This window comes from Weizmannia sp. CD-2023 (assembly GCF_036225245.1).
Classification (GTDB): domain Bacteria; phylum Bacillota; class Bacilli; order Bacillales; family Bacillaceae_C; genus Weizmannia; species Weizmannia faecalis.
The window spans coordinates 61529-74553 of the sequence record NZ_JARTJQ010000071.1; the positions used below are offsets into that span (position 1 = coordinate 61529).

A 13025-nucleotide genomic window follows, 5' to 3' on the forward strand; every position below is an offset into this window, starting at 1 on the left:
TTTCTCGCCATATCTGAAACTTCCATATCGGTTTTCACGCGGCATACAGCTATAGAAACATCCATTTTAATTCCAATCAAAAAGGAACGAGGGGAGTGGAAAAGTTTTGAGAAGATGGTTAGCAGGGGGAGCCGTATTTCTTCTATTTATACTTGTCCTGACATCTGGCAGTTCTTATTTTGGGTTAGACGCGGCAAAGCAGGGAACGACGAGCGATGATGACAGGAAAATGGCAGTGGCGCTCGTCAATGAAGACGAAGGCGGCCAATTTAATGGAAAAAAATACACATTTGGAAATGAGTTTGTCAAAAGTATTGAAAAAGACAACAGCCAGGACTGGTATGTTGTAAGCCGCGGGGTGGCGGAAAATGGACTGAATAACAATACATACAATATGATGATCGTCATCCCAAGCGATTTTACAAAAAGGGCATTATCCATTGATTCCAAAAATCCGCAAAATATTGTGCTCGATTATAAAGTCAATGCATCGGACAGCTCTGCTTTAAAGGCAAAAGCTGAAAAAACAGCCGGCTCCTTTCTCGAAGATTTTAACCGGCGGATTATCGATGTTTATTTTGCCAGTGTCCTTGGCAATCTGCATGATGCACAGGACAATGTATCCGCCCTTGTAAACGAAGAAAAAAAACATACATCAGATTACATTCAACATGTGAAGGCGCCGATTGCCGGATACACCGGGCAATTTGCAACGGTCCAGGACCAGTCGCAGCTTTCAAAAGAGGCATTTAAAGGATTTCAGGATCTGCTGAAAAGCAACAGCAGTGTACTGGCAGATGGCAAAAAGGAAGGGGACTCACTCCAAAACGATTATTTGGATTATGTCAAAATGAAAAATATGACCGACTCCCTTGCCAAAAATTTCAGCGACCGCCTTCTTTCTTTAAATGACGCGCTAACGAGCGAAGCCGTCAAACAACAGCTTGATGGCCTTAACCTTGCGAATGAAGCGGTGCGCGCCCAGTTCAGCAATAAAACGGGTGAAGATGCGAATATCCGCTTCGAATCCGATACAATCCGGCAATATCTGGCTGATACGGCGAATGCGCTCCGTGCGCAGCAGAACGACCTAGAAACGACTCTCCAATCCGACCTGCAGCAGTCGATTAGCGGGCAACTGCAAAAAAATTTCAACGCGGGGGATCAGAAGGTCCCGTTAAACCGGTTTTTTGAAGGGCCTGACAAAGCAATCCGGGCTGCTATTGAGCGCGAAATTGAAAAACTGCCGGCACTGAAATTAGAGGAAATTGAAAATGCCGGTTTGGATGAATCAGTATCTTCTGGCTTAAAAAACGTCATTTCCGTTACGAACCAATATGACGAAGAATTCGGATACACCCCTCTGGCAAAAAATGAGACGCTGCCGATTGTGGAACAAGTGGAGGATATCAAGAAAAATCTTGAAGAAAATGGGCTTGTCTTATCGGATGAAGTCGCAGACCTGCCGGAAATGAAGAAAGACGGGCAAATTTTTACGCTTCAAATCCCGGATGCTTTTACGTTGGAAAAACTGACCCTCGTTCTCCCTGGCGGCGAAGAGAAAACATATGGGGCGAACGATGTAAAAGATAACGGGGTCACGCTTCCAAAAACGGCTCAAGGACCTTTTTCAGTCAAAGCAAAAGTCATTTTGAAAAAGGATCGGGAAGACGTAAAACTTTTTGAGCCGGTTGCCTGGTCCTGGAAAATTAAACAGGAAGATGCGGGAGACAGCAAAGGAAAAACCGGTGATGACGGGAGTAGCCAAAAGAAAAATGGAAAAATGGAAAAAAGCAGCACGGCTGGTAACACCCGCACCAATGCAGCACATGCAAGTAAGGGCGAAACAACCGTTAGCGGCACCCCGAAGAGCACTGGCGGAAACGCAAACAGCGGGGCTGGCGATAAAGGAGACAGCGGTTCTAAAGGAAGCGGATCCAGCAATGGCGGCAGTCCAGCAAATAGCAGCACGGAGACCGGAAACAAGGCCGGCAACACGGATAATGGCACAGGAACCGGAAATGAAGCCGGCAATACACCGGGGAATGGCTCTGGAACTAGCACAACAAATGACAATCCGGGTAACGGCTCCGGTACCGGAAATGGGGCTGGCAACGCGCCGGGGAATGGCTCCGGAACCGGCACAGCAAACGACAATCCGGGGAATGGCACAACAAATGACAATCCGGATAATGGCACAGGAACCGGAAATGGAGCCGGCAATACGGATAACGGCACGGGGACCGGAACAGGTACGGATCCTCAAAATCCCGGAAATGGTGACGCCGGAAACGGGGGGACCGGGGACACAAGCGGAAACGCGGGCGGCACACAGCAGCCAGAACCGGTCACGATTGTCAACAATACGATTTCGCACCAAGCGATGACGATGCTCACGGATGATCCGGAAAACAAACTGATGAAGAGTTTAAATGAAACAATCCGGGAATATCAGAAGACCGCAATGCTGTATGAACTGTACTTTGGAAAAAATGCAGATGATTTGGCGGGTGCCGGCAGCTTAAAAGATGCTGCAACGGAAGACTCGCTGTACTACCTGTTTAACAAGCAGAATATCGCGGATGTGCTTGCCGCTTATATTGCCGGGCAGATTTCAGAAGATGTCCGTGCACAGACGGCAGCATTGAAAAACAAAACGGACGGCTGGCTCGAGCTTGTGGAAGAAACGCAAAGCCATGCCGATCAAATGGCATCGCAAATCCAGGCTGCCATGGCACAGGCGGAAAATATGAATACCGCCATTGCGGCAACGCTCCAGCAGCTGGATGACTGGCGGCAAACTTCGCTCGATCTTCAAAAAGACAACGGGCAAATGACTGAAAGCATGGGAAAAGAAGGAACAACGGTCGTTTCCCTCGGGGATCGTCTGACTACGCTGCTTGCAACAAGCGAGTCATTAAAAGAAGTATCCGAGCATAACCTGCATGCTGCGGACACCGTTTTTACAACCTTTGATGAAATTGACAAGCAGGCCGGGGACATCAAAACGAGCGGGCAGACTTTGGTTAAACGGGCTAATTCGCTTTCTGACAATCTGCTCAACAAGCTTTCGGGCGATGAGAAATTTGCGAAAAATTTCGCAGGTGTATTGGCAAACAGTCGTATCGGCAACCGTCCGAATGAAGATTTGCTAAACTTTTTGTCCAATCCAGTACAGACGAAAAACAGCGGGACGATCGTTGCAAAAGACAGTTTTGTGCCGTACTATCTCGTGCTGATTTTCTTCATTTCCGCGCTGTTTACGGCCTATGTCCTATCAACCTTTGAAAAACGGCGCGCTTCCGGCAGTTCTTTCGAAGAAGAAAAGCCGTTGTATGCGGCCAATATGCCGGCGGCTGTACTGACTGCTGGTGTAGGAATTGTGGAAGGCCTGCTGATTGGCGCAATTTCAGCTGCCTATTTGCATATCGCAGAGGATAAATATCTGCCATGGATCGGATTGTCCGTTGCCATCAGTTTTTCAATGGTGGCTGTTGCCGTATACTTGTTGCGGCAACTGAAGATGGCCGGCATGTTTCTTCTGTTGATGGTGCTTTGCCTGTATTTGTTTCTCACGGATACGCTCGGCATCCACTTTGATCCGGCCTCGGCAGCTGCAATGTGGCAGCGGGTTTCGCCTTTACAGTATATCCAGAACTTGCTTGCTGGGTTTGACAGTCACAATGTGGATTCCGTGCGCTACCTGATTGTACTCGTTTCTGTTGGCTTACTGGCAGAAATCGGCCAGCTGTTTGTTCTGAACCGCTTTACAAAAGCAGGGGAGGCGGAAGATGACGATGTCCATCAGGCACTTTAATGTGGCAATCGCGGCTTTGTTTGCCGCGTTTGCCCTCCATGGTATGCCGGCTTTTGCATCAGACAACCTGGAGCATAGCGGAAAGCTGCAGATTGAATCGGGCCGTATCGGGGAAAGCAGCGGGGACCAACAGGAAGTGGAAACCGCGCAGGAAAAAATCGCTCCCGATCTTTTTAAAAAGCAAACGGTCGAAACCGTAAAAGCAAAGCAACAGGCGGAAGCGAAAATCGGCAAACAATTGAAAAAAACTTTGTTTACGGAAAAAACCGGTACGAAACAAACGACTGCAGCCAAAATGGCCTCGTCCCTTTTTTCAAAAGACTACAAAACCGATGCTGCAGACAGGCCGGAAATAAAAAACAAGCAGGAAGGCGGGCATGTAGGAATTTTCGCTGGTTCGCTTTTCGGTGCTGTCTGTCTGGTGGCAGGTGGCGCTTATGCCGTATTGCGGAAAGACAGTTGAATTTTCACATCAACAATGATGTAAGGAGGGTCAAGGGATGCCGACCGGAGCGCATTTAAATGTAACCGTTGATTTTCAAAAATGGCAAAAAGGCAGGTATGATGTGCGGATTCCCGTCCATCAGCCTGTCCGCCAGCTGCTTTCCCAGTTAATCGATGCCCTTGGGCTTGACGCCGAAGAAACCCGCCCGTTTGCGGTAAAAATCCCGGCTAAAAAACTCGTCATATCAGATGACGACAGGCTTTGGGACTTCCCGGTTGCAAACGGAGATATTCTGGTTGTTTTGTAATGTTTACATATTTGTTTGAAAAGGGGAGCCGGACAGATGGAGGAAAAACTTGTAAAGATGAATGCCGCGGAAATAAAGTACAGAATGGACGGCGGCGTGTGGAAGCTCGAAATGGCAAAATCGCAGACGCGTGTAAAAGATGCCCGGCAGCTGGGCCTTTTGGAAGAAACGATGGATTTGTTTCTCCCGGTAACGGTGGAAGAGGGGGAAGACGTTTTCACTTTTTCATTCCAGACAGAAGGCCTGAACCCGTGGGAGAACGCCATGCGATTAAGCCGCAGTGAAAAACTCCGGCTGTTGCACAATCTGGCGCGATTTCGGAAATGCTTTGATACGAGATTCATCTGCTTTTTTCATCCGCAAAATCTTGTGTTTGACGAAAATCTGATGCCGTTTTGTCTGTACAGGGGGATCCGCGGTGTGCTGCCGCCGTACGAACAAAATGGGGATGAATTTTTATACCGGTATAAATGTCTGGCAGTTGCGCTGTTCTCCAAAAAATACACCTATGACGAGCTGTATGCCGGTTCTTTAGAACATGTCAAAGAAACGGAATTTGAACGCCGGGTTGCCGGGATGGAGGATGCCGGGGAGCTTGCCGCATTTCTTTATGAGCAGTACCTCCTGGAAAAGAAAGCAGCGGAGCGCACGATGCAAACCGTGCCGAAAAAGCAGTTCCGCCTTTTCAAACGGTTGTCCTATGCGATGATGGCAGTCTGCATCCTGCTTGCCATTCCGCTTATTTATTTCGCATTTATGAAATTCCCGTTCCAGCAGCATCTTCTCGCTGCGCACCATGATTTTCTTTCCGAAAATTATTCAGGTGTCATCAGCGATTTTAACGATATGAATCCGGAAAAACTGCCTGCTGCCGGAAAATATGTTTTGGCCTATTCTTATGTAAAAACAGAAAACATGGATGATGAAGCGAAAACCAATGTGATGAACAATATCAGTTTAAAAAGTGATCCGAATTATTTGCTGTACTGGATATACAATGGGCGCGGAAATTTAAACAAGTCTTTGGATCTCGCGCTTTATATGAATGACCCGGTCCTGATTGTCTATGCTTATCTTAAAAAAGAGGAACAGGCCCAGAATGATCCCCAATTAAGCGGTGCGGAAAGGGAAGAAAAGGTGGCGCAATACGAAGAAAAAGCCCAATCCTATGCAAAGAAATACGGCATTCCGATCAATGCGGACGATGCCGGATCGGAAAAAGGCACCGGTACGGCGGGAACGGATGATGCGGCAACCGGGACAGATGCATCCACCCAGCCGGCAGATGCTGCCAGCAAGCAGGAACATAAAGCAGAAGATAAAAAACAGGATCCTAAAAAGAATGCAAAGGATACCGGGAATGACAAAAAAGATTCGGGCGAAAAATGAGCGGAGGGAGAAAAATGGCCCAACGGATTTTGTATGCGACATACGGAAACGAGTTGCATAAATGCCATTTGAAAGAACAGGAACCGAAAACAATCAAAATCGGGGATCTGCAGGAGGCACACATCTATTTTAACGGGCTTGCGGACCCGGTTGTTATCCAATGGGATGGCCGCGCATGCCGGTTGGATGGGGAAATGCTTGAAGCGGGCAAAACTTTGGAAATCGGGACAAAAAACGGGGCTGTCCGGTTGTACTTGGGTGTGGAAAAGGCTGGAAATTTGTATGATGTTTCCACAAAACAGGCTGTCACATTTGGAACGGGCGGCGGAGATGATGTCCGCTTGCTCAATACTGATGCGGATTTTGTGCTGTTGCGTGATGGCACAAGCTTCCGGCTTCAGTTGAACAAGGGGCAAATGTTCCACAACTTTGCGCTTGCAAATGACGGCGCCGAAATCGAGCCGGGCGACCAGTTGTTTATAGAAGGCATGCTGCTCAATATCGGGGAACATGAACTGGAAATGCTCGCTCCGGCGGATATTTTTCACACCACCCTGGCCCCTTTGTACAGGAGCGAAAACCGGTTGCCGGAGGAATATCCGGATTACCACCGCTCGCCAAGAATCATTTACAGGGAGCCGGCAGAAAAACGCAAAATTGCAAAACCACCTGTCAAGCCGACCAAACCGAGCGAACAGCTGGCACGGGTCATTGTCCCGCCGCTTGTTATGATCGCGGCCTTTGTCGTCGTTTCCATTTTTCAGCACAACGGCTTTTACCTGATTATTATGCTGTCAATGACCGTCGTCACGGTGATTTTTGCGATCACTTCTTATTTGAAAAATTTGCGGCAGTATCGTGCAAATATTAAAGAGCGGGACGAATCTTACAGGGCCTATTTAAAAGAAAAATCGCACGAACTGCATCAAGCGGCGGAAGAACAGCGCCATGCTTTGTTCTACCATTATCCGGATATTGGGAAAATCCGCGACATGGCGGTCCAAATTGATCCGCGGATTTATGAGAAAACGATGTTTCACCATGACTTTCTGATGTATAGGGCAGGCACAGGGGATGTCAAATCGAGTTTTCCGATTGAATTTAATCTTGAGGAATTTACACAGGAGAAAGATGAGCTTGTGGAAGAGGCCCGTAAAATTTGGTCGCAATACCTGACGCTTGAAAATGTGCCGGTGACCGCCACGCTTGCTGAATGTCCCGTCGGCTACATCGGGCAGCGCCATCTTGTCCTTGAACAGCTGCAGCTCTTGGCGGCGCAAATTGCCTTGTTTCACAGCTACCATGACGTCCAGTTTGTCGTCATTTTTCCGGAAGAAGAAAAAGAAAAATGGGACTGGATGCGCTGGCTGCCGCATGCCAGTTTACGTGAGATGAACGTGCGCGGTTTTGTCTATCATGAGCGGTCCCGTGACCAGGTGCTCAATTCGCTTTATCAGATTTTAAAAGACAGAAAACTAAGCCTCGAAGAAAAAGGAAATAAAAATGAAAAAATATATTTTTCGCCGCATTTTGTCATTTTTATCACCGATGAAAAGCTGATTCTGGATCACACCATTATGGAATACTTGAATGAAGATCCGACCGAAATCGGGGTTTCACTTGTATTCGTCGAAGATGTTTTGCAGTCTTTGCCGGAACATGTGAAAACGGTCATTGATATCCGCGATGCACAATACGGCAATATCATGATCGAAAACGGAGAGCTCGTTAACAAACGGTTTAAGCCCGACCATTTCCCTGCAGACTTTCATAAGGAAGATATTTCGCGGGCACTCGCGCCATTAAACCACCTGCAAAACTTGAAAAATGCCATTCCGGAAAGCGTCACATTTCTTGAAATGTACGGCGTGGAAAAGGTGGAAGATCTTGAAATTGAAGCGCGCTGGGCCCGAAATGAAACATATAAAAGCCTGGCTGTGCCGCTCGGGCTGCGCGGAAAGGAAGATATTGTTCAGCTGAACCTCCACGAAAAAGCGCACGGCCCGCATGGCTTGATTGCCGGGACAACCGGTTCAGGGAAATCCGAAATTATTCAATCTTATATTCTCTCGCTTGCCGTTAACTTTCACCCGTATGAAGTCGCATTTTTGCTGATCGACTATAAAGGTGGCGGGATGGCGAACCTGTTCCGGAAACTGCCGCATCTTGCCGGCACGATTACAAACCTCGACGGCGCCCAGTCGATGCGCGCGCTTGCTTCCATTAAGGCGGAGCTTGAGAAACGCCAGCGCCTGTTTGGGGAATACAATGTGAACCATATTAACCAGTACCAAAAACTGTATAAATCGGGGGAAGCAAAAGAACCGATGCCGCATTTGTTTCTGATTTCGGACGAATTTGCCGAACTGAAATCGGAACAGCCCGATTTTATGAAAGAACTCGTGTCGACTGCTCGCATCGGCCGGTCACTCGGTATCCATTTGATTTTGGCAACGCAAAAACCGAGCGGGGTTGTCGACGACCAAATCTGGTCCAATTCAAAATTCAAACTCGCGCTCAAAGTCCAAAACACAAGCGATTCCATGGGAATTTTAAAAACGCCGGACGCTGCAGAGATCACTTTGCCGGGCCGCGCCTATTTGCAGGTCGGCAACAATGAAGTCTATGAGTTGTTCCAAAGCGCATGGAGCGGCGCCAACTACGTCCCGGACCAGGACGACCAGGACATGTTGGACACCACGATTTACGCGATCAACGACCTTGGCCAGTACGAACCCATTTCTGCAGACTTAAGCGGGCTTGCTAACCAGAAAGAAATTACCAAAGTCCCGACCGAACTCGAGGCCATCGTCGATTGGATCCATGCCCGCGCCAAAAAACTCGGCATCGCCCAACTACCAAAACCGTGGCTGCCGCCGCTTGAAGAGCGGATCTATCTGCCGGAATTGCATGCGGTGGATTTTAGGGAAAGTTGGAACTACACCGACAATAACTTAAAAGCAACTGTAGGCTATTTAGATCTGCCGGAAATGCAAATGCAGAAACCGCTTGAACTGAACTTGACAAAAGACGGACATCTTGCTGTTTATTCTAGCCCAGGGTACGGAAAATCCACGTTTCTTCAAACGTTGGTGATCGATCTGGCCAGACAGCATAATCCCGAAAGACTCCATGTTTACCTGGTTGACCTCGGGACAAACGGGCTGCTTCCTTTAAAAGAACTGCCTCATGTAGCAGATACGATTATGGGAGATGAAGAGATAAAAATTGGGAAGCTTATCAGAAGAATAAAAAATGAAATTAAATTGCGAAAGCAAAAATTAAGCAAGTATGGTGTCGCCAATATCCACATGTACGAGAAGGCAAGCGGGGAAAAGGTTCCTGCAATTTTGCTCGCTATTGATACCGTTGAATCCATGCTTGATGCTTCCTACAGGGAAGATTTTGAAAATGCGTTGGCACAAATTGCACGGGAAGGTGCAGGCACAGGTATTCATCTTGCCATTAGTGCTGGCCGTCAAAGTGCATTAAAAGCACCAGTGATTGCCAATATAAAACACCAAATTGCCCTATATATGATCGATGGCACCGAAGTCCGCAACATTGTTGGCAGGACAGATCTCATGCTTGAAGAAATACCTGGCCGCGGCTTAATTAAATTGGATCAGCCAGTTATGTTCCAGACAGCATTGCCGGTTAAAGGAATGGATACATTGCAAATCATCGAAAATATTCAACGGGAAGCGAAGCAAATGCGGGACGCTTGGAAAGGGCAAGTGCCATTGCCGATCCCAATGGTGCCGGAAGTCGTTCATTTTATGAATTTTATTTCAAGCCCAAAATCGAAAGAAATTCTTGCGTATGGAGGCATTCCATTTGCAGTTGATTTTGAGGATGTGGAGCCGGTTGATCTGAATGTCGTTGAAGAACAAAATGTTTTGATCCTGGCAGAATCGGTCGATGCACTGGAGCAAACATTCTTAACTTTGGTCTCAAGTATTTCCTTAAATGAAAAAATTGATGTGGCGTTAACCGACAATGATTCTTCGGCTTTCCACACATACCGTGACCATGTTAATTTGTATGCAGATAACAGTGATTCAATGGATATGTTGGCAGCAAGAATCCAGGAACTTTATGAAACGAGGGAGGATGCGTTCCGACGGCTTCAATCTGAAACGGGGGGCCATGCAACAATCCGTACGTTTGTGAAAGAAGCCAGGCCACTTGTCGTATTTGTATCAGATCTTTCAAATGTCATTGAGAAAATGCCACTACAGTCACAAACCATTTTTGCCGACCTGATTGAATCCGGCCCGCGCATGGGCATCCATTTCGTGATTGGAGGTATACTGGGCAGGATTGAAAGAACATATGACGATATCTCCACGGTGGTGAAAAAACAAAAATCGGGTGTGCTAATTGGAAGAATCGCAGACCAGAATATGCTCGAAGTTTTGAACCGTCCTTATAAGGAAAAGAGTCTTGCGCCTTACGAAGCATACTATATCCGTAACGGAAAGGCCGAAAAAATTAAAATTGCTGCTCCATATCATTCAAGAGAGGAAGTGGGCGAACATGTTTGATTTTTTTAAAACCGATACGGAAATCAAAAGGGATCATTACAAAACACTATATGATCATCTCAAAAAAATTTTACAGGACTTTGAGAATAATATGAATGAAGCAGACGCTGCTTACAGCAGTTATACAGGCAGCGTCCCGAACCTTTCAAATTCCAAAATTCCTTCAAATGACTTTGACCCTAAAAAGGAAGAACTGGGCAATAAACTAAAGAAGTATTTTGATCAGGAGAAGCAAAAAAAGGGAGACCTTGTTTCCGCGAAAAATAAAGCTTATGAAAAATATATGCATTATAAACAGCTGGCGGTGAAAGAAGCAGAGGAGCGTGAGGAAAAAGCGAAAAAAGAAATAAAAGCATTTGAAGAAAGGATGAAGAAACTGTATGGGAAGCGTTAAGATTGATGGCGCGAAGCTGAACGAAGCACAATCTGCAGCGAAAGCCTTAGAAACATCCATCAGAAGCTCGAAAGAAACATGTGATCAATTGATTTCTTTTCTTCATTCAGCAGAGTGGAGCGGGAAATCAAGGGATGCTTTTCTTACCTATATTGAAATTATCCACAAGTACCATGCTGAGATGGAAAAGGCTGTTGCAAAACAGACAAAAGCTTTAAACCATTTGGAAACCTATATGGGAGATTTCATGAATGATCCGTCCGTTAAGGAGGTGAGAAGCTTATGACGGCCTCGACGGATAGGTTTAATGTTGCGGAGTTATATTTATTAGCTGCAGCTTTTGACGGAAATGTTTTGTTTGGTCTTCCGGATAAGCAAATATATGAGTTGCAAGGAGAGGCTGTTTTTAAAGAAGCACAGGAACAACTGATTGAAAAAGAAATCCTTACCCCCGCAGGCAGGCTTACCAAAATTGGGGTAATGGTCATTCAGGCTTTGGAAAACTACTATAAAAGCGAAAAATATGTCAGAGTAAACAATTTAATGTTTGCTTTTATAAAGAAAAATCCAGATAAACTGGTTATTTTAGTGGAACTTGAGCAAAACAGCTACCAATTACGTCTGATCTCGAAAGCGTTTGTGCTGAAACTTTTGAGCGACCAATTCCCCCTTATCGGAAGAGAACCCAGTGCAGGGGAACGCAATTTTTTGCGGCGGGAACTGGATCATGAGGAAAGGCGAGAAGTTGAAAGCTTTGAGCCCGGCCAATCGTTTATGAATCTCGAAGTCTTCCACTTGAATGAACAGCCGATGGAAGCCACAAACCCAAAGTTTTACGAACAATGGTTCATCTTTTTAAAAGATGAAAAACTGATCATGACGGATGTGCCCAGGAAGAAACATTATCATGCGAGCCAGTACTGGTTTTTGAAAATGCTCTTTGATGATCTGGAATTTCCTTACAAGGAGGCAAAATAGATGGCAAATGTGAACATGGGAGGCGGAGGATCCGGCACAATTAATATTAATCCGGACGAAATGGCGTCTATTTATAATTATTTGCACAAAATTTTGTCAGAGCTTGAAAATAACGCTGCTGCCAATATAAAAAAGCTCAGTGATCTTGATTACTATACAGCCGGAAAAGCAAAAGAAACAATGAAAGTTTATGATGAAGCGAATGAAAAGATTATGGAATTATACGATCATTACAGCCGAGCTTCCGCGCTTATTGTTGACGTTTTAAACACCATGATCGAACTAGACGAAAATATTGCCAAACAAATTATCGCAAAACTGGAGGTATAAGCGGGTGGATGTCAAATATATCCCTTCAGACTGGGAAAAAACAAGGCAGGGGATTGGCAATTTAATCGGGCTGGGCGCATGGGGCAAGGGTATGATCGACAACCTGAAAGACATCAGTGAAAATTTGGAGGATGCCCAGTCTGCCATCGCCAAATATGACGTCGATGGCGCCATTTCATTTTCACATACCGGACATAAAGGGGTTTACCAGGGAATCTACAAAGATTTCAAAGTGCTTTATGACTTTGCAGGAAAAGTCGGCGATATTGTTGACCGCACGATTGATGAACCTTTTTATCAGGATATCGACGCATTTGCCACGGCAATGCGCGACTTATCAATTACGGATGTGAAAACCAAAAACAGAATCGGCGCCAAAGAAACGGTTGTCATCCCAGGCGAGTACGGCTCGAACACCATGGAAGTTCCAAAGGCAGAAGTCACTCTGGAAGACCTATTCAGCGGCAGTAACGCTTATGCGAAGCAGATGAAAGAGGAATATGACAATTGGAAACTACAAAACCCGGATCAGGAGATTTCCGAAAAAGATTATGAACAGGCTGTCCTGCATTCACGCGCTTTTCAGTACGACTCGATCCGTGACGGGCAGGAGAAAAAAGAATTTTGGGGTCAGATCGCAAGCCTTGCCGTCATTGTCGGTACCTCAATCATCTGCCCGCCAGCGGGATTGGCTCTGGGCATCGCGTATGGTACATTAGAGTTGGAATCAGCCGCCACTGGAAAGGATTGGATTTCGGGCAGGGAACTCGGCACCGGGGAAAGAGTCTTCCGCGGGGTGCTGGCGCCGCTCGATATCG

General features: G+C 46.4%; 9 protein-coding genes and 1 pseudogene. All 10 read left to right on the forward strand.

The features are described 5' to 3' along the window. Nucleotides 1–106: 106 nt before the first annotated feature. Nucleotides 107–3817: a type VII secretion protein EsaA gene (esaA, locus tag P9687_RS10350; protein WP_211161951.1), complete on the forward strand. Its 3711-nt coding sequence runs from the start codon at nt 107–109 to the stop codon at nt 3815–3817. Further along, a complete protein-coding gene (gene essA / locus P9687_RS10355) occupies nt 3792–4280 on the forward strand; it encodes a type VII secretion protein EssA (protein WP_168985959.1) in 489 nt (162 codons plus the stop codon). Before esaA ends, essA begins: the two co-directional genes overlap by 26 nt. Nucleotides 4281–4317: 37 nt before the next feature. Next, nucleotides 4318–4569: an EsaB/YukD family protein gene (locus tag P9687_RS10360; protein ID WP_168985960.1), complete on the forward strand. Its 252-nt coding sequence runs from the start codon at nt 4318–4320 to the stop codon at nt 4567–4569. Between the two features lie 36 nt (nt 4570–4605). Then, nucleotides 4606–5958, forward strand: a complete 1353-nt coding sequence (gene essB / locus P9687_RS10365) for a type VII secretion protein EssB (protein WP_168985961.1) — start codon at nt 4606–4608, stop codon at nt 5956–5958. Between the two features lie 14 nt (nt 5959–5972). After that, complete coding sequence (gene essC / locus P9687_RS10370; protein ID WP_035190278.1) at nt 5973–10505, forward strand: type VII secretion protein EssC; 4533 nt, start codon at nt 5973–5975, stop codon at nt 10503–10505. Beyond that, on the forward strand, nt 10498–10899 hold the full coding sequence (locus P9687_RS10375; protein ID WP_035190276.1) for a hypothetical protein: 402 nt from the start codon (nt 10498–10500) through the stop codon (nt 10897–10899). The genes essC and P9687_RS10375 overlap by 8 nt, the downstream gene beginning before the upstream one ends. Continuing rightward, nucleotides 10886–11185, forward strand: a complete 300-nt coding sequence (locus tag P9687_RS10380; RefSeq protein ID WP_035190274.1) for a WXG100 family type VII secretion target — start codon at nt 10886–10888, stop codon at nt 11183–11185. The genes P9687_RS10375 and P9687_RS10380 overlap by 14 nt, the downstream gene beginning before the upstream one ends. Further along, complete coding sequence (locus P9687_RS10385) at nt 11182–11877, forward strand: DUF5081 family protein (protein ID WP_035190270.1); 696 nt, start codon at nt 11182–11184, stop codon at nt 11875–11877. Before P9687_RS10380 ends, P9687_RS10385 begins: the two co-directional genes overlap by 4 nt. After that, nucleotides 11878–12207 carry a hypothetical protein gene (locus P9687_RS10390; protein WP_035190267.1) on the forward strand — a complete coding sequence of 110 codons (330 nt, stop codon included), beginning with the start codon at nt 11878–11880 and terminating at the stop codon, nt 12205–12207. Nucleotides 12208–12211: 4 nt separating this feature from the next. Beyond that, a pseudogene (locus P9687_RS10395) lies at nt 12212–13025 on the forward strand (hypothetical protein); the annotation flags it as partial.

Coding starts and splice junctions, on each gene's coding strand:
- P9687_RS10390 (WP_035190267.1), top strand. CDS start 11,878: ATGGCAAATGTGAACATGGGAGGCGGAGGATCCGGCACAATTAATATT.
- P9687_RS10385 (WP_035190270.1), top strand. CDS start 11,182: ATGACGGCCTCGACGGATAGGTTTAATGTTGCGGAGTTATATTTATTA.
- P9687_RS10360 (WP_168985960.1), top strand. CDS start 4,318: ATGCCGACCGGAGCGCATTTAAATGTAACCGTTGATTTTCAAAAATGG.
- essB (WP_168985961.1), top strand. CDS start 4,606: ATGGAGGAAAAACTTGTAAAGATGAATGCCGCGGAAATAAAGTACAGA.
- P9687_RS10380 (WP_035190274.1), top strand. CDS start 10,886: ATGGGAAGCGTTAAGATTGATGGCGCGAAGCTGAACGAAGCACAATCT.
- P9687_RS10375 (WP_035190276.1), top strand. CDS start 10,498: ATGTTTGATTTTTTTAAAACCGATACGGAAATCAAAAGGGATCATTAC.
- essA (WP_168985959.1), top strand. CDS start 3,792: ATGACGATGTCCATCAGGCACTTTAATGTGGCAATCGCGGCTTTGTTT.
- essC (WP_035190278.1), top strand. CDS start 5,973: ATGGCCCAACGGATTTTGTATGCGACATACGGAAACGAGTTGCATAAA.